The 26,453-nt window shown below is 64.5% G+C and carries 22 protein-coding genes; 10 read left to right on the plus strand and 12 right to left on the minus strand.

Going from position 1 to position 26,453, the window contains the following annotated elements; translation table 11 throughout:
* Positions 1-164: 164 nt before the first annotated feature.
* Entirely contained in the window at positions 165-1,964 is a 1,800-nt protein-coding gene (locus HNP52_RS00290; RefSeq protein WP_184160848.1) for a recombinase family protein, read from the plus strand.
* 75 nt (positions 1,965-2,039) lie between these two features.
* On the opposite strand, the gene HNP52_RS00295 is transcribed toward HNP52_RS00290, so the two are convergent.
* The 5 genes from HNP52_RS00295 to HNP52_RS00315 form a co-directional block, all read right to left on the minus strand.
* Entirely contained in the window at positions 2,040-3,308 is a 1,269-nt protein-coding gene (locus HNP52_RS00295) for an integrase arm-type DNA-binding domain-containing protein (protein ID WP_184160851.1), read from the minus strand.
* Positions 3,309-3,756: 448 nt separating this feature from the next.
* Positions 3,757-4,677, minus strand: coding sequence for a nucleotidyl transferase AbiEii/AbiGii toxin family protein (locus tag HNP52_RS00300; protein ID WP_311768372.1), 921 nt, complete (start codon positions 4,675-4,677; stop codon positions 3,757-3,759).
* Entirely contained in the window at positions 4,670-5,440 is a 771-nt protein-coding gene (locus HNP52_RS00305) for a type IV toxin-antitoxin system AbiEi family antitoxin (protein WP_184160854.1), read from the minus strand. Before HNP52_RS00305 ends, HNP52_RS00300 begins: the two co-directional genes overlap by 8 nt.
* Positions 5,441-5,640: 200 nt before the next feature.
* Positions 5,641-6,507: an SIR2 family protein gene (locus HNP52_RS00310; protein ID WP_184160857.1), complete on the minus strand. Its 867-nt coding sequence runs from the start codon at positions 6,505-6,507 to the stop codon at positions 5,641-5,643.
* Positions 6,507-7,559, minus strand: a complete 1,053-nt coding sequence (locus tag HNP52_RS00315) for a DUF262 domain-containing protein (protein ID WP_184160860.1) — start codon at positions 7,557-7,559, stop codon at positions 6,507-6,509. Before HNP52_RS00315 ends, HNP52_RS00310 begins: the two co-directional genes overlap by 1 nt.
* 344 nt (positions 7,560-7,903) lie before the next feature.
* Between HNP52_RS00315 and HNP52_RS00320 the strand changes: the two genes are divergently transcribed.
* Genes HNP52_RS00320 through HNP52_RS00355 form a run of 8 tightly spaced genes read left to right on the plus strand, consistent with a single transcriptional unit; the run spans position 7,904 to position 19,056 of the window.
* Positions 7,904-10,021 carry a DEAD/DEAH box helicase family protein gene (locus tag HNP52_RS00320; protein WP_184160863.1) on the plus strand — a complete coding sequence of 706 codons (2,118 nt, stop codon included), beginning with the start codon at positions 7,904-7,906 and terminating at the stop codon, positions 10,019-10,021.
* A 13-nt stretch (positions 10,022-10,034) separates the two neighbouring features.
* Complete coding sequence (locus tag HNP52_RS00325) at positions 10,035-10,256, plus strand: hypothetical protein (protein WP_184160866.1); 222 nt, start codon at positions 10,035-10,037, stop codon at positions 10,254-10,256.
* Positions 10,253-12,385 (plus strand): AAA family ATPase, encoded by a 2,133-nt coding sequence (locus tag HNP52_RS00330; RefSeq protein WP_184160869.1) that lies wholly within the window; start codon positions 10,253-10,255, stop codon positions 12,383-12,385. The genes HNP52_RS00325 and HNP52_RS00330 overlap by 4 nt, the downstream gene beginning before the upstream one ends.
* Positions 12,382-12,834, plus strand: a complete 453-nt coding sequence (locus HNP52_RS00335) for a hypothetical protein (RefSeq protein ID WP_184160871.1) — start codon at positions 12,382-12,384, stop codon at positions 12,832-12,834. The genes HNP52_RS00330 and HNP52_RS00335 overlap by 4 nt, the downstream gene beginning before the upstream one ends.
* Positions 12,831-13,997, plus strand: a complete 1,167-nt coding sequence (locus HNP52_RS00340) for a cysteine desulfurase family protein (RefSeq protein ID WP_184160874.1) — start codon at positions 12,831-12,833, stop codon at positions 13,995-13,997. Before HNP52_RS00335 ends, HNP52_RS00340 begins: the two co-directional genes overlap by 4 nt.
* A 9-nt stretch (positions 13,998-14,006) precedes the next feature.
* Positions 14,007-14,918, plus strand: a complete 912-nt coding sequence (locus HNP52_RS00345; protein WP_184160877.1) for a DUF4007 family protein — start codon at positions 14,007-14,009, stop codon at positions 14,916-14,918.
* A complete protein-coding gene (locus tag HNP52_RS00350) occupies positions 14,915-18,217 on the plus strand; it encodes an ATP-binding protein (protein ID WP_184160880.1) in 3,303 nt (1,100 codons plus the stop codon). Before HNP52_RS00345 ends, HNP52_RS00350 begins: the two co-directional genes overlap by 4 nt.
* Positions 18,214-19,056, plus strand: coding sequence for a phosphoadenosine phosphosulfate reductase family protein (locus HNP52_RS00355; protein WP_184160882.1), 843 nt, complete (start codon positions 18,214-18,216; stop codon positions 19,054-19,056). Before HNP52_RS00350 ends, HNP52_RS00355 begins: the two co-directional genes overlap by 4 nt.
* A 159-nt stretch (positions 19,057-19,215) precedes the next feature.
* Here the strand turns inward: HNP52_RS00355 and rlxS are convergent, their stop codons facing one another.
* From rlxS to HNP52_RS00385, 6 genes are all read right to left on the minus strand, one after another.
* Entirely contained in the window at positions 19,216-21,177 is a 1,962-nt protein-coding gene (gene rlxS / locus HNP52_RS00360; RefSeq protein WP_184160885.1) for a relaxase/mobilization nuclease RlxS, read from the minus strand.
* A gap of 251 nt (positions 21,178-21,428) precedes the next feature.
* Positions 21,429-21,788, minus strand: a complete 360-nt coding sequence (locus HNP52_RS00365) for a hypothetical protein (protein ID WP_260395846.1) — start codon at positions 21,786-21,788, stop codon at positions 21,429-21,431.
* Positions 21,789-22,020: 232 nt separating this feature from the next.
* Complete coding sequence (locus tag HNP52_RS00370; protein ID WP_184160891.1) at positions 22,021-22,632, minus strand: lytic transglycosylase domain-containing protein; 612 nt, start codon at positions 22,630-22,632, stop codon at positions 22,021-22,023.
* Positions 22,620-23,201, minus strand: coding sequence for a S26 family signal peptidase (locus HNP52_RS00375; protein ID WP_184160894.1), 582 nt, complete (start codon positions 23,199-23,201; stop codon positions 22,620-22,622). The genes HNP52_RS00370 and HNP52_RS00375 overlap by 13 nt, the downstream gene beginning before the upstream one ends.
* Positions 23,198-23,428 (minus strand): helix-turn-helix domain-containing protein, encoded by a 231-nt coding sequence (locus tag HNP52_RS00380; protein ID WP_184160897.1) that lies wholly within the window; start codon positions 23,426-23,428, stop codon positions 23,198-23,200. Before HNP52_RS00380 ends, HNP52_RS00375 begins: the two co-directional genes overlap by 4 nt.
* A 126-nt stretch (positions 23,429-23,554) precedes the next feature.
* Positions 23,555-23,854, minus strand: a complete 300-nt coding sequence (locus HNP52_RS00385) for a DUF736 domain-containing protein (protein ID WP_184160900.1) — start codon at positions 23,852-23,854, stop codon at positions 23,555-23,557.
* A 462-nt stretch (positions 23,855-24,316) separates the two neighbouring features.
* Between HNP52_RS00385 and HNP52_RS00390 the strand changes: the two genes are divergently transcribed.
* The gene (locus HNP52_RS00390; protein ID WP_184160903.1) at positions 24,317-24,589 is read left to right on the plus strand and encodes an HU family DNA-binding protein; all 273 of its coding nucleotides are present in this window, start codon (positions 24,317-24,319) and stop codon (positions 24,587-24,589) included.
* A 110-nt stretch (positions 24,590-24,699) separates the two neighbouring features.
* Here HNP52_RS00390 and HNP52_RS00395 read toward each other — a convergent pair whose 3' ends face one another.
* The gene (locus tag HNP52_RS00395) at positions 24,700-26,439 is read right to left on the minus strand and encodes a ParB N-terminal domain-containing protein (RefSeq protein ID WP_184160906.1); all 1,740 of its coding nucleotides are present in this window, start codon (positions 26,437-26,439) and stop codon (positions 24,700-24,702) included.
* Positions 26,440-26,453 lie beyond the last annotated feature (14 nt).

The following is a 26,453-nucleotide window of genomic DNA, read 5'->3' on the forward strand; positions in this document are numbered from 1 at the left end:
ACATGCTTATCCTCAGCGATGGCTTTCTGCTTGGCCTAGCATCGCTCGTCACAGCCGTGGCCGGCCTTGTCTGGGCAGCTCGTCGCAAGCCCTGAACGCACGAAGGATTAGGGAGAGGCAATTGTCGTGACATGTGAGACGCTCTGCCAGCTTGGAGGCGCGTCATGGCAGGCTCCGAACCGAAGCCCGTGTTTCGTTGCGCGATTTACACTCGCAAGAGCACCGAGGAGGGGCTCGACCGGGAGGTAAACTCGCTGGAATCGCAGCGGGACACGTGTTCGGCCTATATCCGCAGTCAGAAACACAAAGGCTGGATCGAACTACCGAAGCGCTATGACGATGGAGGCTGGTCGGGCGCGAATCTGGTCCGACCAGCCCTTCAGGACTTGCTGACCGACATCGAGGCCGGCCGCGTCGATGTCGTAGTGATTTACAAGATCGACCGGCTGTCGCGATCTCTTCTGGATTTCGTCCGGCTGATCGACACCCTTGAGCGTTTCAAGGTCTCTTTCGTCAGTATCACCCAGGCCTTCGACACATCCGACAGTATGGGCCGCTTGGTGCTCAATGTCCTGCTGACCTTCGCCCAGTTTGAGCGCGAGCTATTGTCGGATCGCCTGCGCGATCGGTTCGCGACGCTCAAGCGGCGGGGCAAATGGACTGGCGGCAAGACCCCCTTCGGCTATGCCAAGGTCGACAAGAAACTGATCGCGCATGAGGTCGAGGCGGCGATCGTACGCGACATCTATGCGCGCTATCCTGAGGCGGTTTCGGGCAACCAACTTCTGCAGGAGTTGCGTGCTCAGGGCGTTCGCAACAAGACCTCGGTTGCACGGGATGGCAGGATATTGGGCGGGCATCTGTTCGGGCCGGGCTTGTTGCACCGAATACTGACCAACCCGCTCTATCTCGGCTTCATTGAATATAAGGGCGAGTGGTATCCCGGAGAACATCCGGCCCTGGTCACGCGCGAGCAGTGGGACCGCGTCCAAGCTAAACGCGCTCTGCGACACGAATGTCAGATTCCGCGCGGACATAGCGGCGCGCTGCTGAAAGGCCTGCTTTTCGATTCCCATGGCCGGCGAATGCATCCGGACGGACAAATTCGCGAAGGCCGGCGGTGGGACTATTACTCTACCGAGCTGTCCCGTGACGCGCGACGCCAACACCTGAAGGTGATCCGCGTGAACGCGGGAGAGGTGGAAGCACTTGCGGTCACAGCCTTGCGCAGCCTTCTCACCAATCGACCGCGTCTCTCGGAGGCGCTCGCGGAACTTGGCATTCTGGACGCGTCGATCGAGATGGCCCTCAAGTCTGGACCGACGATCTCCCGTTGGCTCGATGGTATGGAACGCGAGCGTCTGGCCGCGGTGCTGAAATGTGTTGTGCGGCGTGCGGAACTGGACCGGGAGAAGGTCCGGTTGCTGATCTCCTGCTTTGAACTTGATCGATTGCTCGCCTGGGATGGCGTGGGATTGCTGCGGCCATCGGTTGAGATACCGGGGCGCGTCATGTCGCGCGTCTACGTCCTGGATGCACCGGCAGCATTGGTACGGGAGACGCGGCGACTGATCCTGCCCATTCCACCACGGACGGCAGACGCCATTGCTCCCGACCCTCGGCTGCTGAAGTTGCTGGAGGAAGCAAGCGCCGCGCGCGAGGCGATCTATGCCAATCGAGACAAGACCGTCGCGGAGGTGGCGCGGGAGATGGGACGTGGCGCATCCTACTTCTCACGGCTGATCCAGCTCAACTATCTGGCACCCGACATAGTGGCCGCCATTATGGACGGTCTCCAGCCGCCGGGTTTCACGCGCCGGACTCTCTTGGAGGCGAGCATGCCGATGGAATGGGACCAGCAGCGCCTGATGTTCGGTTTCCCGGCTTGGCCAACGGAGGGGCTGAGCATGAGTCTCACGGGGCGCAACCATGCGCCGCGAAGTGGCGGCGGCCTTGCGCTGTAGAGTGTAGAATTTGCACAGTAAGGCCGCCGGCCGAGCCAAAGTCACCATCCGCTTCGAACTTGGCTGTTCCCCTTCCTAAGCCTTACGAGACAGTCTTCCGATCGTGCTACGCGCGCTATCGCGGCACGGCACCGGCGCTACTCCCGCATGTTCTCCAGAAGGGCCGTCACGCAGTTCGTCGAGATAGTCGCTCCACCATTGGTGCATGGCGACTCTCTCATTCCAATAGGCGCCGCGGTTATAGGTGCCACGCACCGCGTCCTTGTCCGCATGCGCCAGCGAACGCTCGATTGCATCCGGGCTCCACTTGCCGCTTTCGTTCAGCAGGGTCGAAGCGGTCGTTCGCAGACCATGCGCAGTCACTTCCCCGGCAGCATAGCCCATGCGTCGGAACGCCTGATTTATGGTATTCTCGCTGAGCGGCCGACGAGAGGTGTGAAATGCCGGGAAGATGAAGCCTTCCGGACCAGTCAGTTCGTGAAGCTCTTCGAGCATCGCCTTCACTTGCCGCGATAGCGGAATGGCGTGCGGCCGCCGCATCTTCATCCTGGTGGCAGGTATCCGCCACACGGAATTCTCAAAGTCGATCTCGGGCCACACCGCCTGCCTGATCTCGCCCGGCCGCGCCATCAGATGCGGCGATATCTGCGCCGCAAGCCTGGTGATCCGGTGGCCAGGATAGGCTTCTATCGCCCGCAGCAGTTCCCCGAAGGCTGTCGGATCGAGAATCGCCGCATGGTGCGTGGTCTTGGGAGTGATCAATGCCCCGCGCAGGACTGGAGTCGGATCGTGCTCGGCCCTGCCGGTCGCCACGCCATAGCGAAATACTCGGCCGGCAAAGGATCTGCAGCGACGCGCGGTCTCCAGCTTGCCCTTCGCTTCGAGGCGCTTCAGCGCGGCGAGTACGTCAATCGGCTTCAGATCGGCGATCGGCTGTCCGCAAAGTGGCTGCAACTGCTCCAGCAACCAATCGGCTTTGGAGGTCGTCGAGGTCGCGCGGCCCTCGGCGATCATTTTCTGGATATATTCCCGGGCCACATCGCCGAAGGTATTCGCAGCTTTATAGTGGGCCATGAGCTTGGCGCGCTTGCGTTCGGCGAGCGGATCCACGCCATCGCGCAGCTTCTGCCGCGCCTCCTCGCGCTTCTGCCTCGCCTCCGCCAGAGTGACCTCCGGGTAGCGTCCCAGGGCCAGCCGCTTGTCCTTGCCGAGGTAGCCGTACTTGAAGCGCCAGAGTTTCGAGCCGCTCGGATGCACCTCGATATAGAGGCCGCGCTCGTCTGCTTTCTTGTAGATGCGATCCCGCGGCTGGAGGGCGCGGATTTCCATGTCTTTCAAAGCCATAACCCAAACTCCCGATTCGATCGGTTCTGTTCGGATGGCGCCCATCTTTCAGTCGAAATGGCCCACCGGGCCATCAATTTTCCCGGGCCATATTAGGCCCGGATGGTGGCCCATATGGCCCCTGGGATCGACTGAAACCTGCTAGGATCGTTTCGGACAGAACCTAGCGAAAATGGCAGATTTCTGCCGTTTTCGTCGAGGTTCTGGGATCCTGTGAGACAGGAAAATGGTGCCCAGAAGAGCTTTCTGGAAAAACACCTAAGCGGTTGATTTTGCAGCCAAAATCCGGGCCGGAAAATCGCCGGGACCACCATTAGCACAACCTGATTTTCTGGAAAAGGCTGGACGTAAATGGACGGGGTGGTTCGAGTCCTTCTTACGTCGGGCTGGTTGGGGCTTTGTCCGAAATATGACTACAAATTTCGGACAGGTATGCGGGTGGCAAACCTTATATCAGCGACTTCTCCAGCGCGCTTAGAATCGCCCCGTGGCGCTCCGGACTGGCTTCACGGAATTTGCGGATGTTCATCAGTTTGAACTGCGGCGCGGGCAACTCGGCCAGCGCTGCGATTGGAAAGCGGCTCCAGTCCGGATCGCCGGCCTCGAAGGACAGGAGAAAGGCTCGATCGTCATCGGTGAACGATCCGCGCAGGGCGTTGACCAGGCGATTGAGCGTCGCCTCGTGATCGTCATAGGTGAAAGGTTCGAAGGGCATTCCTTCGAACTGGGACCGGAAGGTCTCGCGCTGATCCTTGCGCGCGGGATCGACGAGTTCGGCAATCGGGCGACCATGGCTGACGAAGCCGGCGATCGCGCCCAGGCGAACCTCGTCCGCTAGGCCTTCCCGGTCGAGCAGACGCCTGACGTCGAACAGGTCGCGGGGATGCTGCCGGTCAAGCGCAGCGCAGATCTTCCCGCCGAACAGCTCGCCGTGTGACACGCATCGCGCCTCCGCAAAGACTTCGAATTGTTCCTGCACCTGATCGGAGCAGGCTAGGTCGCGCACCGGGAACAAGTGACCCCGGAGCGATGGATTGACCTCGATCTTCACCTGCGTGCGGATGCGCTGGCAATTGAGCTTCACCTCCATGCCCTCGCCACCCTGTCGCGCCTGGGTCACGCGGGTCGGCGGCAATCGCCGCTCGATCTCGGCACCGATGCGCGCAAGGGCTTCGCCGATTGCGGCGAGCGATTCCTTGCGGTCATGGTTTGGGAGATAGGTCAGGTCGATATCGACCGACAGGCGCGGCAAGTCCCATTCGAACAAGTTGATGGCAGTGCCGCCCTTCAGCGCGAAGACCGGCTCCGCCATCACCAGCGGCAGGATGTCGAGCAGCAGCCGGACCTGGTCGCGATAGGGTTCAGCCACGATCGACCAGCTCCCTGGGAAGCAGCAGCTGATATTTCGCGACATAGCGGCCGTTCGGCACGAGGCTGCGATCGCCGGTCCCAAGATCGATCCCGTCAAGGTCGAGATGGCGCATCACCGGCAGGTTGGCGCGTTCCGCAAGGTAGAGGAACAGCCTGCGCACCTTGATGGAGGCGCACTGCTCCAGCAGGCTCTGCATGAGTTTGGGCCGTATCGAAGTCATGCTCTCGATGATCATTCCTGCCTCGACGAGGTCGAACTCCTTCGGGGCGAGATGCAGCAGCTCCAGGGCGGCGCGTTCCACGCCGGATGTCTTCAACGCGAAGCCTTCGGGCGCCTGCTGCTCCGTCAGCCCGAGGTCGGGAGGCAGGAGCTTGGTCTGAACATGCCGGACATCATCGCCCCAATGGGTTCTGAACCAGAGGGGCAGCGCGACGTTGAGCGGCGAGAACAGATAAGCCTTGGTGCTGGCGAACCGGACATAATGGCTGTTGCCCGACATCTCGAGCGCGGTCAGCGCCCCTACATGGACTGGCAGCCGCAGCTGGGCCTGCAGGCTGTGCAGGGCGCCCTGCCACGTCACCGTCTCCATCGGTCGCTTGAAGGCGCCACGGCCGAGCGACGTCAGCCAGCGCGATGAGGTGTAGTTCTGAAGATCTTGCGACGTTATTCCGAGGGTCTTGAGATAGGCACTGGTCGCAACGCTGTGCGGCTCCCATGCGTCGAGCATCGACCTCAATTTTTCTGACCGCGATAAGCTCATGGTGTATTTATAGCATAATTTTCAATGAAGCCAAGGCTGACCTCAAAATCCGTGCCTCATCCACACCCATGATATATTACAGACATATATTTCAATGTCCCATGCGCGAGTAACAGATTCCCTTGGGCGCAAAGCGGCCTGATGGCAGTTGGCCGTTATGGCAGGTGGCCCGTAGCACTGCCTTATGGCGCTCCTCCAGGTTATGGTGTCGCAGCCACTTGATGCAGCACTTGGATGAATTCGGTAAGCTCGCGATAGCCGTCTGCCTTGCTGATCGGGATGAGCTGCACCTTGGTGTCCTTGAACCACCGAGTTTCCTCGACGGAAGTGATATCCTCCTGCGCCATCAGTGCAAAGTGATTGGGCCCCGTTGTGGGCGCGAACTCGTCGGCAAGATATCCGAGCAAGAGCTTGATTTCTGGGTCGGCAAGCGAAGCCCCAACGAATACGATGGTGAACATCGAGAACATCGCCGAGAGCAAGCTTTGGTAAGCGCGCTGCCGATATAGAAGCTCGCGATAGTCGACGTCGGTCAAGATAATCCCGTTGCCGGCCTTTGCCGCATCTCCATGAGCCTTCAGGATGAAGAATTCACGCTTGGAGAGGCGCCGCTGGATTTCGCCAGTGTCCCTGAATGTGCAGACCGGCACGCTGTACTGACCGCTCTTGCGATAGGCGAGCTCGATCAGCAGATCGTAATTGGTCGTGATGACAAACTTGAGATTTTTCGCGGCGACGATCGCTTCGTGCAGGCCAGTCGGTTCCGGCTCCGGCTTGACGAACGTCCCCTCGACGAAATCATCGAAGTAGCCGGCAAGATCCTCCTTCAGGCCGCCGGCGATCATCAGGAATTTCGAGGAATCATCGACTAGCCGATTATATTCCGCGACCTTGTCCCCGGAGATGACCCGCCGCCGCTCCGCTTCCTCGATCATCTTGCGGAGAAACCCCGACCAAGTGGGAAGGCCAGCGCCGACGGATGCGCCGGCACCGACCAACAGCGCACAGCGGTTCTCGCGATAGGCCGTAACGAGGTTGTCGGGAATGCGTTTGGAATCGAAGGCCATCAGGCAGTCACTCCGATGTTACGGTGGAACGCCTTGATTGCCTCGGCGCGAAGGCGAACGTTCGCGGCTTGGCCGCCCTGAATCCGGAAGGCGTTGATGTAGTTGTAGAGATGGCGATCGAGCGCCGGGTCTCGGCGTCGCCCTCGGATCAGGACCTCGGGCTTGCTGTTGAATTCCAGGCGTCGCTCGTCGAACACACGGTACGCATCTGCCAGCCTGGCCGGGTCGATGGTCCCGCCGGCGCGCTGCCGCTGCATGATGAGCCAAGCGAGATCGACCACGATCCACTTTTGCGTGAGCCTGAAGTTGAGGGCCTCGTTCACGGCGGCCAGAACATTCAGCGCGTCGCCCACCTCTGCGGCGAGTTCCAAGATCTCGAGCGAGCGATCTGGACCATATTCCGCGATCATCTGCCTGAGGTCGGGTGCCTTGAGATCGGTCCGACCACGATAGGCCGCCATGGCAAATAGCAAGGCGGCATAGTCGGCGCGTTTGTAACGCGAGCCGGAAATGCGCGAGCTGGTGAAAAACTCATGCGTCTCCGCGATGACGTTGATCAGGTGCTGCAGCGGACCGCCCATTGCGTTTCGAAGCTCGGCGGGGTTGAGGGACACGCCCATCTGGAGACGACTGAACAGATTTGAAATCTCGTCGGGCGTGGCCGCGACGATCTCCGCTACCGCGACCTGAAACGCATCGAACCGATCCCGCAGCGTTTTGTGCAGCTCCGAGAAACGGAGGTCATGGACGTTGTGGCCTTCAATTTGGGGAAGCGGATCGGTGTAGCGGAGCGTATATTCTCCTGCTCGGAACGAGAATATTGCGCGCAGGCGCTGCTGGCCATCGACCGCGTCGTGCGTGTGCGCGCCGCCCGCGGGAAGCTGACGCAGATATATCTTTGGGATATCCATTCCGCGCAGGATGGAATCGATGAGCAGAACCTGTCGCGGGTTCTGCCAGGCGGCGCCGCGTTGAAAGCGCGGATTGAGGTTGATCGTCCCCTTCTGGCTGTACAGCTTGGCAATTGTCCAACGGTCTTGCAGGATCCTCATCGCACTCCTCGATCTACGGTTAGTACCGTCGCCCCCGACAGATCCTGCCGACTTCCTGTCCCATACTTCGCTTGCGCTTGAAGCGCAGTCAAACGGTCAGGCACCCTGCGCGTCACGTCGATTATCGATGTTCCCGGAAGCTGCGGCGGGATGCTACCTTTTGACTGCCGCGAAGACCGGCCTGCAGGACTCTTGAAGTGCTGCTCTAGCCGTGAAATGTCTCGGCAGGGGGTTGCACATCCGGTCTGGTGGCGCGACTCGGACAGGTCGACGCCGTCGCGAACACGGCAGTGAATGGAGCCGTGTAGACCGCTATGGGAGTGATTGAGGCGAAGCGGCAGACGTTGAAGGCGCTGGAGACAGCGCCGCCGATGTTCGTGCTGCCACGCGACGACCTTCTTCCCGCTCTGATCCCGGCGATCGGCGCTTCCTCCGTCCTCGACTGCATGATGGGCTTTTTTGCCAGTTCGTCGCTGGCGGAGATCGCCCCGGGCCTGGCAACCTATCTCGCCGCCGGCAACGCACCAGTGCGTCTCCTCGTCAGCCCGATTATCTCGACGGCCGACCAGGCAGCGCTCCGCGACGGCCTCGACCCCGCCATCCTCATCGAACAGCATTTCGAAGGCAGCCTGCCCGACGCCGATGCGCTGTCGCGCCATACGCTTGCCTGCCTTGCCTGGCTCATCCGCGAGCGCCGCCTCGACATGCGGTTCGCGTTCCTCAAGGACGGCCTCTTCCACCCCAAAGTCTGGCTGCTCAACATTGAAGGCCAGCGGCTGACCTTCCACGGATCAAGCAACATGACCGGCGCCGGGCTCGGCCGTAACAAGGAGCAAATGGCGCTCGCGCGGGCGTGGATGGATCCGGTCCAGGCGGCAACCGAACAGCGCCTTCGCGACGAATTCATCGAGCTTTGGGACGGGGACGACGACGACTGTGTCGTCGTCAAGCTCCCGCGGGCGCTCGAGGAACAGCTCCTCAAGACCTATGGTTCGGGCAATCGCCCGACCGAGGCCGAGGCAACCGAGCTCTGGCAGCGCGCCAAACGCCGTGCGGACGCGCCGGTTGAGCCCGCCACCATCAAGGACATCGCTTCTGCGCCGCAGACCGGATTTCGCGTCCCTGATTGGCTCAGCTGGCGCGACGGGCCATTCGCGCATCAGGGGCGCGCAGTCGATGCTTGGCTCGCGGCGGATGGACGCGGCATTCTCGCGATGGCGACCGGCTCGGGCAAGACGCTCACGTCGCTCGTCGCCTGCCACGAGCTCCGTGGTCGAACCGGCCCGCTGCTGATCGTGATCGCCGCGCCCTACGTCCCGCTGATCATGCAATGGTGTGACGAGGCGCGGCTGTTCGGGGTCGAGCCGCGCAACCTCACCGCCGCGGGCGGACCGGCAGCGCGGCGGCGCGAGATTGCCGACGCAGGGCGCAGGCTGGCACTTGGCCTTTCCGACACCGAAGTGCTGGTCGTCAGCCATGACACGCTGACCGATCCTGGCTTGGCCTCGGCGCTGACTCGGCTTTCCGTTCCGCGGGTTCTCATCGCGGATGAAATGCACAATCTCGGCAGCCCGGGGTTTCTCAAGAACCCACCAGACTTTTTCGAGTATCGACTCGGGCTCTCGGCAACCCCGATCCGGCAATACGACCCGGAAGGCACCGACAAGCTGTTCGACTTCTTCGGCCGGCCCTGCTTCGAATTCTCGCTAGAGGACGCGATCGGCGTCTGCCTCGTACCCTACGACTACCACGTCCACCGCGTCTCGCTCGACGAGGAGGAGATGGAGGAGTTCCGCGACCTCTCCGAGAAGATCCGCAAGCTCGGCTGGAAGATCGAAGCGAAGATCGACGACCCGCAGCTCGACGATCTGCTGCGCCGCCGCCGCCTCATCGTCGAGCGCGCGCGTGGCAAGATCGATGCGTTGGCTGCCCTGATCGACCGCGTTCCGAAGCCCGATATTCGCTACGACCTCGTCTATGCGACCGACAAGGGCCCCGGCCAGCTCGACGACGTGAACGAACTGCTGCGGGAGCGCGGCTTGCTGTTCCACCAGCTCACCGCCGAAGAGACGAGCGATCGTGGCGCGGTGGCGCGCATCCTCGATGCCTTCCAACGCGGCGAAATCCAGGTACTCACAGCCAAGCGCGTGCTGGACGAAGGCGTCAATGTTCCCGAAATCAAGCGCGCCTTCATTCTCGCAAGCACGACCGTCGAGCGCCAATGGGTTCAGCGTCGCGGCCGAATTCTTCGGCGCTGCGATGCAATCGGCAAGGACCACGGCGTCATTCACGACTTTGTCGCCATGCCGCCAAATGAGCTTGTGACGGATGCCGATGCACGACAACTTGTGCGCGGAGAGTTGAAGCGGGTCGAGGAGTTCGCGAGACTCGCAAGAAATTACGGGGCGGCGGACGGACCGTTGGCAATGCTTAAGGAAATGCAGGCGATGGTTTACGTCTGAAGGAGGGGGAACGATGGACACGCAGCGCGTCGTTGAGATCATCATGGAAGAAGCGCGAAAGGTCGAGGCGCGCTACCCCACCTATGCGGATGACGTCTGCGAGGTGGTCGCTGAAATCGTGAACATCGAGCGCCAGCACCGCTTCGCCGCCCGCAACGTCAAGCAGGATATCGCCGCCCAGATCAGCACGCTTGGCGCCGACCTCGCGGCCAAGCTCGCGGAGCAGGCGCAATGAAGCTTCTCCGCGCCAAATTCGAGAATTTCCGCCTGCTACGCGATCTCGAAATCGAGTTCTCGACCGACCCCGTCCGCAACCTGACCGTCATCCGCGCCGAGAACGAGACCGGCAAGACCACGATGCTGACAGCGCTGCAATGGGCGCTCTACGGCGACGAGGCGTTGCCGGGCGATCCCAAGACCTACCGCCTCCATCCGATCGACTCCGGGGTCGGCACCGTCCGTACCGTTGTCGAGGTCGACTTCGAAACAGTGCCCGCGCTGCGCAGCAGCCGCGTAGTGTCGACGCTCAAGCGTTACCGAGTCGTCCGCACGGTCACCGAGACCGTTAACGCATCCGGGTGGCGCCGAGGCGAGCCGACGCTGCGGCTCTACGACCTCACCGCCAAGGGTAGCGATCCTCAGGAATATGGCGAGAACCGTGTCCGCACCGAGCTGCCGCCCGAGCTGCGCGAAGTGTTCTTCACCGATGGCGACCGCGCCCTGAGCTTCATCGATGCCGACAGCGTCACCGTGAAGCGCCAACGCGTCGAGAATGCGATCAAGGCACTGCTCGGCCTCTCGATCGTCGAAAGCGCGCAGCGCCACGTCAAACAGGCCGCGGCCGACGTCAACAAAAGGGTCCGCGAATCGGATGCGAGCGGCCGCGCCCGCGAAGCCTCGGCCAGGATCGAAGCACTCGACGCCGAGCTCGCTACGTTGGAGCCGAAGCAGGCCGAGGCGATCGCCAATCGCGCGCGCAGCGAAGAGCAATATGAGCGGCTCGGCAAGCAGATCGAGCAGGCGCTCGCGCAGGGCGACCGCTCCGAACTCGCCACACAGCTCAAGCGGGTCAAGGACAATCGCAAGCGCAGCGACGCGCTCGAGCTGGCCCTGGCCAGGGAGCAAGGCGAGCTGCTCAAATCCAAAGTTCTGGCCAAGCAGCTCCTCGCCGACGCCGTCGCGGTCGCCACCGGGAAGCTGGAGGCGCTGAAGGCGCGCGGCCGAATCCCGAACCAGACGATCCCCGTGCTCAATGAGTGCCTCACCCAGGGCGTCTGCATCTGCAACGAGACCCTGGACGAGACGGACCCCGATGGGAGCCGCCGCCGCCAGCACATCAACGAGATGATCGAGGCGAGCCGCGCCGCCGACGCCATCCAGAAAACCATCACCGAGCTCTATTATGGTGCCCGCGACCTGATGCAGCCGGGCGAGGCCCAAAGCTGGCGCGATCTTTATGCCGATCTTATGGATCGGCGAAACAAGGTGGCGCAGACCATCAAGGACCTAGCCGCCGAAGAAGCGCAGATCGAGGCCAAGATCGCGCTCGTCCCCGACATCGACATCCAGCATCTGCGCGAGCAGAAGAAGATCGCGCGCAAACACGCCGACGATTATGGCGATGCCGCGTCGCGTGCCGCCTTCCGGATCGAGGCGGCGCGCTCCGAGCGCGCCGCTGCCGTCAAGGAACGCGACGATTATCTGAAGGAAGAGACCAAGGGCCAGCGGCTCGCCGCCGAACTGGTCGCTGGCCAAGACGTGCTGCGCGTCTTCGAGCGTGCACTCGACCGGCTGAAGTCCGACGAGCTCGGCCGTGTCAGCGCGCTCATGAACGAGATCTTCCTCGAGATGATCGGCGCCGACACCGAGCAGGGCGCCATCATTCGCCGCGCCGAAATCAGCCAGGATTTCGACATCCTTGTCTATGGCCCGGACGAGCGGCTGCTCAGCCCCGATCGCGACCTCAACGGCGCATCGCGACGCGCCCTTACGCTAGCCTTCATCCTCGCCTTGACCAAGGTTAGCGGCGTGGAAGCGCCCAACATCATCGACACGCCGCTCGGCATGATGAGCGGCTATGTGAAAAGCTCAGTCGTTCGCGTGGCGGCGCGCTACAGCTCGCAGCTGATCCTCTTCCTCACCCGTTCGGAGATTGCCGGCACCGAGGCACTGCTCGCTGAATATGCCGACAAGGTGATCACGCTCACCAATCCGGCCCATTACCCGCGCATGCTGCTCCACGCCCCGACTTCGGACGTGATCCAGGTCGTTCGCTGCGATTGTTCCTATGACGAGAGCTGCACCGTGTGCGCGCGGAAGATGGAAGTCGAGCCCGGCGCGGCCCCACTGGAGGAGGCGGCATGAGCGACAACATCAACACGTCGTTCGCCAGCGTTGAAGTGAACGCGCCGGTGGAATTCCGCGAGTTCTTCCAGCGCTATTCGCAGAGCACGGGCGCGTCGAGCGTCGCGGACCTCGATCGCAAGCCATTCCCGCGCATGGTCGATTTCTGGTTCCTCGCCATCTGCGTCGCGGTGAAGCTCAAGCTCAAGCCGGTCGATCTCGAAGGGCGCGACACCTACAAGGCAATCGAGGGCTCGGCCGTCATCTCGCCCGAATGGCGCGCCGACGCGCTTCGGCTGATCGCGATCAGCGAAAGTGGCGAGACCGACATCGTTCAGGATCCCCGACGCATGATGCGGATTGCTAATGGTCTGGCCTTCGCCGGCATGCCCCGCCTCATCGAAATTCTCGAACAGAGCCCGGATGATGAGATGTTCGGGCTCAGCGACGAGCTCGTCGCAATGCTATGACCGCCATCTATCTCGACGGGCACGCGTCCACGCCGATCGCGCCGGAAGCGCTCGATGCCATGTGCCGCCAGGCCGGCCGGCCTGGCAACCCCCATGCGGCGCACGCGGCGGGCGCCAGCGCGGCGGCCGCGGTCGAGCACGGCCGCAGCCTAGTTGCAGCCCTGATCTGCGCGGAACCGACGGAAATCGTCCTCACCTCAGGCGCGACCGAGGCAAATAATCTCGCGATCCTCGGCTTCGCTCGCGCCCTTCGCCAATCCGGCAGCAAAAAGACCACGATCGTGACGTCCGCGATCGACCATCCGAGCGTGCTCGGTCCCGCGGAGCATCTCAAGCGGGAGGGTTTCCGTCACGTCTCCGTTCCCGTCGGTCGAGACGGTCTGATCGATCGCCATGCCTTCGCGTCTGCCGTCCGCGACGCGGCCGTGGTGAGTATCGGGCTCGCCAATGGCGAGATCGGGACGATTCAGCCCATCGGGGAGCTGACGGAGGTCGCCCATGCGGCCGGCGCCGTCGTGCATTGCGATGCGACCCAAGCCGCGGGCCGAATCCCGGTCGACGCGTTCGCGCTCGACGTGGACGCGCTCAGTCTCTCCTCGCACAAGATGTACGGCCCCCCGGGCATCGGCGCCTTGTTCGTCTCGTCGGCAGCACCGGTTCAACCGGAGCCGTTGTTCGTGGGCGGCGGGCAGGAGCGAGGCAGACGTCCCGGGACGGTTCCCACGATGCTTGTCGCCGGGTTCGGCGCTGCGGCCAGATTGGCGGCGGAGCGCTTGGCGCAAGACGCCGAACATGGTGAGCGTCTGCGCCGGTCCTTCCTCGACGCGCTCGACCGCGCCGCGACGGGGTGGTCCTTGAGCCTGGAGAGCGGATCGCGCCTGCCAGGATCGCTCAATCTTCGTTTCGAGGGCGTCGACGGCGACAGTCTCGTCGATCAACTCGCCGGAACTGTCGACTTCGCCACCGGCTCCGCCTGCGCATCCGGAAAAGTCGAGCCGTCACATGTACTTAGAGCGATCGGCTTAAGTGAAGACGAGGCGCGGTGCGCGATCCGGCTTTACTTCCATCGCTATCTTGACGAGGAGGCCGCAGTTCGCGCCGCAGTGTTGCTCGCGAGCGCCGCGAAACGGTTTCGGCTTGTCGCTGGCGAGGTTGTCCAGTAGCATGCCGCGATGCGGGAACTTATCGAGAACATTGACCTTAAACTAAGCTTCGCGGGCCACGAAACTTTCCCGCTCCGCCTGCTGTGGCTTAAAAAAGCGCACAATGCCGTGGCACACGGCGCGCCCAACCGTCTCTTTGCCGATCCCGATGCCATCGCCCGATTCGGCGTCGGCCGGAACATGGCTCTGTCGATGCGCTTTTGGGCCGACGCCGTCGGCACGATCCACGATGACGGGCAGCGCCTTTTGCCAAGCGAATTTGGCGCGCGCCTCCTCGCCGACGACGGGTGGGATCCTTATCTTGAACAGGCGGCGAGCTTGTGGGCGATCCATGCGCGCCTCGCCGCCGATCCCCGCCGGACTACGACCTTTTTCGCATTCAACGCGCTCAACGTGCCCGACTTCGAAGCCGCTACGCTTCAGAAGCAACTCGAGGAAGTCGCCCGAGCCCGCCCCACCTCCCGCGCCTCGGCCGTGACCATCAAGCGTGACGTGGAAGTGTTCATCCGGAGCTATGTTTCCCGCCGCGACATGGGCGGCGAAGATGCCGCCGAGCCCCTCCTCGCCGAGCTCGGGCTGTTGCGGGAGACGCGCTATGGCGGACATTTTGAATTTGTCCGCGGCCCCAAACCCACCTTGCCGGACGGCGTCTTCGCCTATGCCCTCGAACGCTTCTGGCGTGCGCAGGCCGCAAACGCGCCGGCCATTACCGTGGAGCAAGCCTCCTATGCCGTCGGGTCTCCTGGACGGATCTTCAAGCTTGACGAACACAGCGTCGCGTCCCGGCTGATGGCGATGGAAGCGTTGACCGATGGCGCATGGCGCTGGACCGATACCGCCGGCCTGCGTCAACTGCAGCGCGTCGCATCGGTCGACGATCTAGGCATGCTCGCGACCTGTTATGCGGGGAGCTTGCAGTGAGCCTGCTCAGCGAACGCGTCAGCGTCGACAGCCGCTACCAACGCTCCGCGCGGCTCGATGCTGATGTAGGCGTCGCGTCGATGCTCGCCGGCTATGTCCTCCAGCCAACCGTGGCCGACGCGCTCACCACAATGGCCGCTGCGCTGGAAGGCGGCGGCCGCGCGTTCACATGGACGGGTCCTTATGGCGGCGGCAAGTCAAGCGCCGCGTTACTTCTAGCGGCGCTGATCAGTGACGCTCGCGAACACAGGAAAGCAGCGGAAGCGGTCGTGCCCGCGAGCCTAGCCGCACGGGTCCGCGCAGGTTTCGCAATGGGGGCCAAGCGCTGGCGCATCGTCGCGATCACCGCTAGGCGACGTTCGCTTCGCGAGGAAATCGCCGAGGCCGCCGCCCATACGCTCGGGTGGGAAACGAACGTGGCCGCGGATGCAGCGCGGGATGATGGTGCCTTGCTCAAGGCCCTCGCGGGCTCGGCTGAACGTGGCGGGGTGCTGCTTCTGCTGGACGAGCTTGGCAAGGCGCTCGAATATGCGGCCGCCACCGACGGCGACATCCACTTGCTGCAGGATCTCGGCGAATGGGCGGCGCGTTCTGGTGGCCGCGGCGCGATCGTCGGCATCCTCCACCAGAGCTTTGACCAATATGCTGGCCGCGCCGGACGATCGGCGCGCGACGAATGGGCCAAGGTGCAGGGCCGTTTCATGGACATCGCGTTCGTCACTGCGATCGACGAGACTGTCGCGCTGATCGGCCGCGCACTCACCAGCACCTCCGCCGACGCCGAACCGATGCGCGAAGTCGCCGAACACGTCGCGACGGCTGTCGTCGCGCGTCGCCCAGGCGAACCTGCGGCCCTCGCGCAGGCACTGCTAGATGCCTGGCCGCTCCATCCGGTCTCCACTTTGCTGCTCGGCCCGATCTCGCGCCAGCGTTTCGCGCAGAACGAGCGCAGCGTCTTCGGTTTCCTGAGCTCTTCCGAGCCAGGCGGATTTCAGGAGCATTGCACGCGCCACCATTCGGGCGATGCGCAGGACTGGTACGGCCCCGACAAGCTGTGGGACTATCTTGCCCTCAATTTTGGGGTGGCCCTTTCAGCCGGACCCGATTCCCGCCGCTACGCGCTCGCGCTCGAGGCCATCGACCGCGCCGCAAGCCGCGGCGGCGAGGTCCATGCTCGCGTGACAAAAGTCGCCGCCGTTCTGGAATTTTTCCGCAATGGCAGCGGCCTTGCCGTCGCCGACGAATTCATCACGGAGGGCCTGGGGGATTTGCGGTGCGACACCGTCATGCGTGCGATCGAAGATCTGTGCGAATGGGCGGTGCTGATCCGCCAGCCTCGGCTCGGCGGCTATGCGCTCTTCGCGGGCAGCGACTTCGATCTCGATGAAGCGCTGACCCGCGCCCGCGATCAGGTGGGATCGCTCGGACTCGCCGAATTGCCGGCGCGGGTCGGACTCGGACAGGCCGCTGCCAAGCGCCATTATTTCCGCACCGGTGCGCTGCGCACATTCTCGATCTCCATCGAACTGGTGACGGAGGAGGACGCTGCGGTGGAGGCAGTCCGCGACTCCGTGGTGGCATCCCTTGCGCCTGCCAAGGGTGCCGGTCGCTTGGTGCTACTCGTTTCGGACGGCGCAGTTACGCCGGCCGGCATGAAGCGCTATGCAACCAAGTTGGCGAAGGCGCTCGGGTCGGTCGGCGCGGTTGCCGCGATTGGTGTCACTGGTTCGGTGTATCATTTGCGCGAAGTTGCGGCCGACCTGGCGGCGATCGAACGAATCTCACGCGACAATGCCCAGCTTGAGGGCGACCGGCTCGCCCGCCGCGAAATTGCAGCACGCCGCTCGGCACTGGTGGACGATGCATATCGCGAGGCGATGCGCGCATTCGAATCCGCCAGTTGGCGCCTGAGCGTGGGACCGGCCGCTGCGATCAGCGCGATGCCGCTCAGCCTGGTCGCTTCGTGCCTTGCGGACGCCGCGTTCACCGCGACGCCTGTCATCAACAGCGAGCTCCTGCAACGCGACCGGCCGTCCTCCAATGCAATGGCTGCGCTACGCGACCTAGGTCATGCAATGGCCGAGCGTGCCGACCAGCCGAACCTGGGTATCGAGGGCTATCCCGCTGAACGCGGTCTCTACATGACTCTGATCGAGCCGTTCGGCCTACACAAGGAGCGCGCCGGCCGCTGGCAGTTCTGCGATCCCGATCCGGACCTGCCCGCCGGAACCAGCCTCGCGCCGGCCTGGGCGGTGATGAGCGATGCGCCCGAACTCTCCCTCGCCGAACTGTACGACATTTGGGCTGCACCGCCCTTCGGGCTCAAGCGGGGCGTCATGCCCGTGCTCGCCTTCGCCTTCCTGCTCGCGCGCCGGAGCGAGCGTGCGGTCTATGTGGACGGCATCTTTCAGCCCGAGCCCGACACCGTCCTGTTCGATCGTCTGCTGCAGGATCCGGCGGCGATCCGCGTGCGCCGCATCGATCGCTCCGAAACGGATCTTGCGTTCATGGCGGATCTCGCGCGTGGGCTTGGCGTCGCAGCCAAGAGTTCGTCGCTGCAGATCGCGGCAGCGCTGTTTCAGCGCTTCACCGCGCTTTCGCAGTTTGCCCGGCGGACGGGCGACGTGCCGCCCGGCGTTGCGGCCATCCGCGATGCCGTTCTGCGAGCAAATGACCCCGAAGACCTGCTGTTCGAGACCCTGCCCAAGGTCGCGGCGAAGCGCGCCGACACGGTGCTTGCAGCGCTTGCGGCATCCGAGCAGGCTTATCCCGCTTTGCTCGACAAGCTCGTCGAGACCCTTGCCGCCACCCTTGGCACCGACCGAGAATTCAGCGCGTGCGCGGCTCGGGCCGATGCCGTTGTCGGCATCACTGGGGATCTGCGGTTCGATGCCTTTGCGACGCGCGTGCGCGCGTTCGCCGATGGCGGGACCGGCGACATGGAGGGTCTCGCTAGCCTTCTCATCCACAAGCCGCCACGCAGCTGGACCGATCGCGAACGCGATCAGGCGATGCTCGAACTCGTGCGTTTCGGCCGATCGTTCCGCGAGGCCGAGGCGCTCGCAAGCCTGCACGGCCGGGACAGCGACATGGAGGCGATGGCACTCATCGTCGGCATGCGCGGGAACCCGCGAGTCCTCCGCTTTGAGCTCAACCAGCGCGAGCGCGATGAAGCCGATAAGCTCGCCGACGAACTCCTGTCGCTGCTCAGCCGCCCGGGCTCGTCGAGCCTGTCGATCGCCGCGCTTGCCCGCGCCGCAGATCGCCTCGGCGCGATCGAGGAGCATCAGCCAGCATGATCGAACGCCACATTCTCGGTCTCTCTGGCGGGCGTGACAGCGCCGCGCTCGCTGTCTGGATGCGCGAGAACCGCCCCGAGCTCGAGCTCGAATATTTCTTCACCGATACCGGGAAGGAGTTGCCCGAGGTCTATGATTTTCTCGATCGGCTCGAAGGCTTTCTCGGCCGGCCGATCGAACGGCTCAATCCCGATCGAGATTTCGATTTCTGGCTTCGTGAATATGGCAACTTTCTGCCGTCTCCCCGTACCCGGTGGTGCACCAGACAGCTGAAGCTCCGGCCCCTCGAACATTGGCTGCGCGAGGACCTAGCCGCTGGGCACATCATCCACTCCTATGTGGCGATCCGCGCCGACGAACCGTCGCGCGAGGGCTATCAGGCGACCAGTCCGAACATGCGGGTCCACTTTCCGCTGCGCGAAGCCGGCATCGACCGCCGCGGCGTCATCGAGCTGCTCGAATCGTCGTCGGTCGGCGAGCCTGCATATTATCGCTGGCGCTCACGATCGGGTTGCACGTTCTGCTTCTTTCAGCAGAAGATCGAATGGGTCCGGCTCATGCGCGAGCATCCCGAAGCCTTCGCCGAGGCGATGTCCTACGAGAAGACCGCCCGCGATCATGGCTCACCCTTCACCTGGAGCCAGGGCGAAAGTCTTGAGGAACTCGCATGCAAGGACCGCGTGGCGGCAATCGAGGCAGAGCATCAGCGGCGGCTCGATCGCCATGCCGCCCGCCGCCGCACCAATCCGCTCGCATTAGCGAGTGGTCTCGCGCCCGACGTCGACGAACTCTATGGCCTCGACGAAGCATCCTCCGCCTGCATCGTCTGCCACAAATAGGCTTGGTCTAACTTAGGCTCCGAGCTCTGAGCTGGCCCCAATTCACGGCCACGCTTCGTCGCTACCCCATCCGTATGGCATTTGACGGCGATCCCCGGGGCCATCCTCTCGAGTAAGCCGAGGGGTCGTTCGCGACTTACCTCATGCCCGCCGGATCATTCAACGGGACGGTCCGGTTCGGCCGCGGCCAAATTGCCAGTTGATACCGTCCGTTCGCAGGATGCCTGACGCTGCCTTGCCGATGTTGTGCTCCAGCACGTCGCGCCAAGGAACGAGCGTAAAATCACGCGACCGCTCGACCAGCGCGTGAGAGCCGCTTTCGAGATCGACGCGCCGGACAATCACGCCCTGAACACGCTCTCCGACGTGGGCTGGCTCGAACCGCTTGCCGAGTTCCTCGGCAAGGCGGCTGCCTATGCTTTGCAGCTCGCGCCACCGCAGGGTTTCCATTCCGCCGCTGCGCAACCGAAAACCTTGGCCGTGGCCATCGGCCAGTTGCTGCTCGATGAGCCACTGGCGGCGGACCGCCAATGCGGCCCGTACTTCGCGGCCGAAACCGGCGTCGCGCGCAGCACTGGACAAGCCAGCCTCCAGCTCCCGATCGAGCCAGGTCGGCGCTTCCTTCGCCGCCAGCTCCGCGATTGGGGACGGCGAGAGGATGGAAACGGTCACGGGCCGGTCGCGCTGTTGCCGCTGGGCGAAGGTTTCCGCCCGGACGAGATGGTCCTGCGGAATGGACCAACTACCGTCCGCGTTCCGCTCCGGCCCCGCGCCCGCACGGCGCATCGCTTCGAGCCGCCGGACATGGCTTGCCGCGTAGGCTTCGCTGGCTTGCAGCTCATGGCGCAGATGAAGATCGACCGAGTAAAGCCCGCCGTTGGCACGGGCGACCGCGTCGACCGTGCGGTCCGCAGCAGTTGCTTCCGCCTTGGTCGGCTCGATCCGCACCGTCGCGTTCTCGGGCATTGACGGCGTCGCCTCTCCGCGCCCGATGTCGACATAGTGGACCCGGCCATCAATGCCATCGACCATCATGTAGTGCCGGTCGCGATGCTCGTCGGAGAAGCCCCGCCTGATCAGCCGTCCGATGATGGGTTCGCTGATGTCTGTCGCGACCACTTGCTCGACCCCGGCGCGGTCGAGCCGGCGCGCGGTCAGTTCGCGCTGCATGAGACGGATGATGTCGCCGCGCTCGCCCATGCGACGAAGCGTATTCTCCAACCCTTCGGCGAGCCGGTAACGACCACCGCCGATGTCCTCGGCCAGGTCCATCGCCTTGAGCTTGCGCAGCCGCCCCGCTGCGATCGACCGTTGAAACGGATCGTTGTCGGCCGCCGAGACTTCCCGCTCAGCATCCATCCGCCGCAACAGCCGGCGGTCGATCGCGGTCAGCCGTTCCTGGTCGACATCGTGCCGGAGCCGGGCTTCGATCTCGCGATCGGTCCGCGGCCCAAGGTCGAGCGTCACCAGCTCGGACGCGCGCTCGCGCAGCCCATGCGAAATATACTCGCGCGCGATGACGAGGTTGTCACCCTGGTCATCGACGCCGCGCAGGACGATGTGGGTGTGCGGGCGCTCGGTGTTGAAGTGGTCGACCGCCACCCAGTCGAGCTGGGTGCCGAGGTCCTGCTCGACCTGCGTCATCAGGCGCCGCACATAGGGCTTGAGATCGGGATATTCGGCGCCGTCCTCGGCCGAGACGATGAAGCGGAACTGGTGCCGATCGCCGGCGGTGCGCTTTAGGAATTCGTCACCGTCGGCGCGGTCGGTTTCCGGGCCATAGAGCTCGCCCGGCAAACCCTCGCGCGTCACCCCGTCGCGCTGGATGTAGCGCATGTGCGCGCGGGCGACCTGACCGGCCTTGCCCTGAAGCCGGATCAGGCTCGCCTTCACCACAGCACGGCGACCACGAAAGCCGGCGAGCCGGTCGCGGCTCGAGAGCAGCCGGCCCATGCTCGCGCCGCGACCGATCCGGCTGCCATCGAAGCGCCGCGACCGGACCCCGGTCTTGGTGCCGGCGAGACGGGCCGCGGCGAGGATGCGCCCACCATATTTGACGGCGCGCTTGCCGTCCTTGCCACGCTTACGGCCAAGCTTGGGTGTGAAGTCGTCGTCAGGCATGAAATCGGCCTGAGTCTCGCGATTTCGAGGCGGAAATGGCGGAAAACCGCCGCTTTCTAAAATCGTGTCTCGAAGATGGTGAGAGACAGTCTCGCGAAAAAAGGATGTGCAGACAATGCCTTGGCATGTCTCGATAGAGACTGCCTTTATCTTGTTTCGCCTCCCTTCCTTCCTCCCCACCATCCCGGCTCAAAAAAGGGGGAGAGACGACGCCGTGCTGACGCCGCCTCTCCCCGTGGAATGTATGTGCGTCAGTGCGCATGGAGCATCGCATCCCGCGCCCTGACCAGCGACCTGAACTGGCGGCATCCCATCATCCCGTGTGCCTGGCCATCGCCATCCACGAGCATGGTGGCGCAGAACCACTTGCCGTCGAGCCGCCCGCAGATCGCTATCCGATCGAGTTCGAAATCCTCGTCGTCGGCGCTCTCGTAGGCGCCGATCCAGCGCTCCTCGACCCGCGCATCCCAGCGAAAATCCGCTTCCTCCGCCTCCAGAAACCGATGCGCCAATGCTTCCCCGGCACCGCGTCCGAACTCAAGTTCTAGCCCAGCTTTCAGCGCCGCCAACACGCGATCCGACGCCGTTCCGATGCTCTGATACATGCTCATAATGACCTCCAACGCTATCGTCCTCATCATCGAGAACGGCGTTTGAGGGACGGGTGGCGGAGCGGCTGTCAGGGCCGCGGAGCGAAGCGCAGCGCCGCGAAGCGGACGTGGGGGGAACCGATTTTCGAAGAAAATTGGGGGGCACCCGCGGGCCTTGATAGGCGGTCCGCCAGCCGTCATGCTGGGTCTATCGAGACGAGCTTCCTCCCTCTCGATGACGCGCGACATCGCCTCAATCCCGCTGCGACAGGGTGACGAACAGCGACGATGCCGGGGAAGAAGAACTAGCCTCGGTGGGCCTAAGAGCATCGCGCCGCACCGCGAAGATCGACGGTGACTGCACCGGCTTGGCGGCCACCGCGACGCTCGGCGTCGGCGACGACGGCGCGACGCTGGCGAGATAGCCAATCGTCTCGGCGGGCAGTGCGCGGCGCCCGGCAAGATGCTCGGTATATCGGCCGGGACCGGCATTGTAGGCTGCGAACAGGCCCGGATAGCCGAAGCGGTCGTACATCAGCCGCAGGTAGAGGGTGCCGGCGAGGATGTTGTCGCGCGGATCGTCGGGATTGCTGCCCAGCCCCAACCGCGTGCGCATGTCCGCCCAGGTCGCCGGCATCAATTGCATGAGGCCCATTGCGCCCGCCGACGAGCGGATTGACCGGCCATTGTGATGCGTGCGGCCCCGGCTCTCGGCGTGAATGACCCGCTCGATCCATGCCGTCGGCAGGCCGAAGCGGTCCGATGCCTCGACGATATAGGGGCGCCAATCGGCGACCGATTGCGCGCCAGCGGGCGTGGCGAAAGCGAGCGCCGCAGCCGCCAGAAGTGCCTTTAGCGCGCCCATAGCAGCCGCGCCTTGCCGATGATGTCGGCGCCCTCGGTCACCCCGAAATAGCGCCCGTCGAACGATGCGGGCGCGTCCATGAGGAGGAAGAGCTGACGCCCGCGCAGCCGGACGCAGCCCGACCACATCGGCATTGGGCGACCGGCCCCGTCGGCGACGCGGCGCCCGGTCATCCACCGTCCGTTGACGAAGATTTCCTGGCCGAGCGCGCAGACCTCGTCGCCCGCGAAGGCCGCGACGCGCTTCACCAGTGGCACGTTCATGGGCAAGTAGCGGCGGGTCGCGGCCAGTCGTCGATAGGGCTCGGGCACCCGCGCGATCACCATGTCGCCGGGGCTCGCCGACGCGCCTGGTGACACCGAGTAGAGGCCGATCGGCGCGCTCGCCGACGCGTTCCAGACGAGGCGAGGCGCGGGCGGGAGCGCCGCCGATCCCAGCACGATGATGCTGCCGATCGCCACCACCGCAGTCCGTCGCGCGAGGCTCCTGCGCCGTCGTTTCGCGGCGCGCAGCGCGTCGCCCCAGGCGAGCAGCGGGGCATCGGAGGTGCCGGTCGGACGGCGGCTCACCGGCCCGACTCCCGCGCGCCGCTGTCGCGGCTCCAGCTGTCGAGGTCGTCGATATGATATTGGACGAACCGGCAATGGCGGCGGAACGCCGGCCCCTTGCCGTCGCGCCGCAGCCGCTTGAGCGACTTGCTCGAGATCTTGAGATAGGCTGCCGCCTGGTCGGTGGTGAGGAAGGGCGAGCCGCGCTTGGCGCGGCCCGCGCGATCGATATCGCTGTCGTCTTGCATGGTGGTCTTGGGTCCGATTCCCGGCGGCGGCGAAGGTGCCGGCGCGTCCTCGAACCTTGCCGCCCGGACCCGGCAGCGGGAGTGTCGAACCGATCTGTCGGGTTCGACACTCCCGGGTGCCGGCGGTCAGCGCGACCAGATCAGCTTCCACTCGGCACCGTCGCCCTGGACGAGCTGCGCGTAGATCGGCGACGGCAGCGAAGGGTCGTCGAGCTTGAGGCTCAGATATTCGGCGCCGGTTTCGCGCGCGGCCTTGGTCCAGCCCGCGCCGATCTCCACGGCGCCGGCGAAGACGCGGTGGTCGGGGGCCTTGTCATTGTCGCGTGTCGTGGAGCGAATGGTCGCCTTGACGTTGAGCGTCAGGGTCCGGATCGAGCCCGAGAGGATGCCGGATTCGTCGCGGGTGAAGGTGCCAATCTGTGCCATGATAAGTCTCCTTGTCGTCGCGAGACCGCCCATTGCGGCCTCGACAGGCGGACTTCGGCGGCAGCAGGTCCGGCTCCGCACCCGTGAGGGCCGCAGCGCAGCGGAGGACGCGAAGGCACGGGCTTTCTTGGTGCGCGAGGAGGGCGCGGAACGCGCCCGGGGAAGAAAGTTCGTGACCGCGTTGCGGCGCCGGACGGCCTGCCGCAGGACGCCGTGTCGAGAGAGGCCGAAGGCGGATTCGCCCACGCCAAGGTCGATCTCGGATGCACGGAAATTGGGAATCAGCCGCGAATTTCGAGGCTCATCGCCTCTCGGTCAGATCGCTGCGCAGCGTCCCGCGCGCGATGGCTCGATGAAAAGCGGGCATGCGCGTTACCCGAATCCGCGCGCCGGCTGTCTCGGTCGAAGTCGGCCCCGCTGTCCCTTGCGCGGGGCCGGCAGCATATTCGGGGACTCAGCCGCATGACCATGAACGACATCGCCGACGCGCTCGCCGTGACCAGGAACATCAGCAAGGCGGAGGCGCGGGCGATGGTCGTCGATGTGCTGGACGCGATCGCGGCGGGTGCCGCCAAGGGCGAGGTCGCGCTCGCCGGGTTCGGGAAATTCAGCGTGTCGCGCCGCTCGGCACGGCCGGGCCGCCATCCGCGGACGGGCGAGCGGATCGTGGTCGGACCGACCTGCCGCATCGGATTCAAGGCGGCTAAGGCGTTCAAGGACCGCGTCGCCCGCTGAACAAAATTGCCGCGCGCCGAGCCGGTCAGGCGAGGCGCGCGGCGCGAATTTTCCAGCCCCGGCGAGGGGCCGGGTGGCGCGGGCGGTAGCTCCACCGCCTGCGCCATTGCTCAGGCCGCGAGCTTGTCCGGCTCGCGTTCCGGCTCGGCCCGCATGGCGCGCGCGGCGGCAGCGACGCTCCCGACGCCGCCCCGCGCCGTGTAGGCGGCGGGCGGAAAGCGCATCCAGCGCGGCACCCAGCGCTCCACTTTCGCGCGCCCGTTGGCGCCGTCGATGTGATCGCGAGCGATCTTCTTGATCGTCTTGGCCTTCTCGCCTTCGTTCGCCTTGGCGACCACCTCGCCCGCGATCTCGCCGAGCAGCGCCTGCGCCACCTCGCGGTCGCGGACCAGCTCGAACAGGCAGGCGTCGGCCTGCCACCAGTCGGCCATGTCGATGCCGAGATGGCCGCCGACGGCATCGACGGCGGCGCTCCCGACCGCCAATGTCTCGCCCATCGCGACCGCGACGATGTCGAGCACGACGCCATCGGGAAGCTCCAGCAGCCGGTGGAACAGCTGGCACAGGCCATGGTCGTCGCCATTGCCGCCGGTGACGGTCGGCTCCTCCTCCGAGAGTCCGAGCACGGCCAGCACGGCGCGGCGATGCTCGTCGAACCGCGTCTCGCCACGGCTGGTTTTGACGCTCTCGCGCACATCGTCGTTGCGGGTCGATTGCGCATCGCGCCGCACGGTCCACAGCGGCGAGCCGATGATCGCGTGCGCGACCATCAAGCGCAGCGCAACGCCTGAATGGCTGCACAGCGCCGCCCGGACGGCGGCATGGCGATGCAGGTCGACATAGGTTTGGCAAGCGCCGGTGATCTCGGGCCGCGTTGGCTTCGCCCCACTTTCGACCGGCTCGCCGCGCGCGACGCGGCGGGCCTCGGCACGGGTCAGATAGCCTTCGTGGAAGACGACTTCGCCGTTGGCGCGGACATCGACATAGACGCGCCCGCCCTTGCGCTTCGCCGCCTTCTCATATTCCCAGCTATCGAAACGCTCGGACGCGGGCACGATCACGACATCGCTCCATCCGGCCTCGAGATAGGCTTCGCGGCGTTCCTCGATGGCCGCGTTCTGCGCGGTCCAGAAGGCGTCGGCGTCGGCGAAGTAGCGGTCGTCGCCGAACAAGTCGGCGACCAGTGCGCCCTTGTATCCGTCGATGTCGAACAACGCATGGGCCGCACTGATCGACTGTCCGCCGAGTAGCCACGCCTTGAGTTGGTGCCCGGTCGGGACATAGGCGTTGGGATCGTCGAGCAATGCCAGCCAGCTACGCTGCTGGGCCTTGCTCGCCATGGTCAGATGGCGAACGGTGGCGCGGTCGATTTTCTCCTGCCGATAGAGGTCGCGGACGCGCGGCATGAGATTGCCGAGCGCCAGCACGCGGCGGATCATCAATTCGGGAAGCCCGAAGGTCTCCGAAATGTCTGCCACCTCGCGCCCCTCCTTGACCAGCCGGGTGAAGGTTTCCCACTGAGTCACTTCGTCGGGGTCGAGCCGCGCGAGGTTCTCGATCATCGACGCCTCGATGGCGGCGGCGTCGTCGCCGTCTTCGAGAATGGCGCAGGGCAGCGGCCCATGGTCGATGCCTTCGGCGCGGACCAGAGCGTCGGCGGTCCAGCGACGCGCGCCCGCGACGATGCCCGACCGGCCATCGGCATCGGCGGGCTTGACGATCAGCGGCTGGATGATGCCGCGCTTGCGCACCGTCGCGATGATGTCGGAGACGTCGGGAAGCTTCTTGCCGTAGCGCATGTTGGTCTTGTCGATGAACATCTTGTCGGAATCGATGAAGTCGAGTTTCATCACACATACTCCTT

This window comes from Sphingomonas kyeonggiensis (assembly GCF_014204495.1).
Lineage (GTDB): Bacteria > Pseudomonadota > Alphaproteobacteria > Sphingomonadales > Sphingomonadaceae > Sphingomonas > Sphingomonas kyeonggiensis_A.

Coding starts and splice junctions, on each gene's coding strand:
- HNP52_RS00355 (WP_184160882.1), top strand. CDS start 18,214: ATGATCGAACGCCACATTCTCGGTCTCTCTGGCGGGCGTGACAGCGCC.
- HNP52_RS00365 (WP_260395846.1), bottom strand. CDS start 21,788: ATGAGCATGTATCAGAGCATCGGAACGGCGTCGGATCGCGTGTTGGCG.
- HNP52_RS00330 (WP_184160869.1), top strand. CDS start 10,253: ATGAAGCTTCTCCGCGCCAAATTCGAGAATTTCCGCCTGCTACGCGAT.
- HNP52_RS00310 (WP_184160857.1), bottom strand. CDS start 6,507: ATGGCCTTCGATTCCAAACGCATTCCCGACAACCTCGTTACGGCCTAT.
- HNP52_RS00335 (WP_184160871.1), top strand. CDS start 12,382: ATGAGCGACAACATCAACACGTCGTTCGCCAGCGTTGAAGTGAACGCG.
- HNP52_RS00325 (WP_184160866.1), top strand. CDS start 10,035: ATGGACACGCAGCGCGTCGTTGAGATCATCATGGAAGAAGCGCGAAAG.
- HNP52_RS00340 (WP_184160874.1), top strand. CDS start 12,831: ATGACCGCCATCTATCTCGACGGGCACGCGTCCACGCCGATCGCGCCG.
- HNP52_RS00305 (WP_184160854.1), bottom strand. CDS start 5,440: ATGAGCTTATCGCGGTCAGAAAAATTGAGGTCGATGCTCGACGCATGG.
- HNP52_RS00295 (WP_184160851.1), bottom strand. CDS start 3,308: ATGGCTTTGAAAGACATGGAAATCCGCGCCCTCCAGCCGCGGGATCGC.
- HNP52_RS00395 (WP_184160906.1), bottom strand. CDS start 26,439: ATGAAACTCGACTTCATCGATTCCGACAAGATGTTCATCGACAAGACC.
- HNP52_RS00380 (WP_184160897.1), bottom strand. CDS start 23,428: ATGCAAGACGACAGCGATATCGATCGCGCGGGCCGCGCCAAGCGCGGC.
- HNP52_RS00385 (WP_184160900.1), bottom strand. CDS start 23,854: ATGGCACAGATTGGCACCTTCACCCGCGACGAATCCGGCATCCTCTCG.
- HNP52_RS00315 (WP_184160860.1), bottom strand. CDS start 7,559: ATGAGGATCCTGCAAGACCGTTGGACAATTGCCAAGCTGTACAGCCAG.
- HNP52_RS00290 (WP_184160848.1), top strand. CDS start 165: ATGGCAGGCTCCGAACCGAAGCCCGTGTTTCGTTGCGCGATTTACACT.
- HNP52_RS00345 (WP_184160877.1), top strand. CDS start 14,007: ATGCGGGAACTTATCGAGAACATTGACCTTAAACTAAGCTTCGCGGGC.
- HNP52_RS00370 (WP_184160891.1), bottom strand. CDS start 22,632: ATGGGCGCGCTAAAGGCACTTCTGGCGGCTGCGGCGCTCGCTTTCGCC.
- rlxS (WP_184160885.1), bottom strand. CDS start 21,177: ATGCCTGACGACGACTTCACACCCAAGCTTGGCCGTAAGCGTGGCAAG.
- HNP52_RS00390 (WP_184160903.1), top strand. CDS start 24,317: ATGACCATGAACGACATCGCCGACGCGCTCGCCGTGACCAGGAACATC.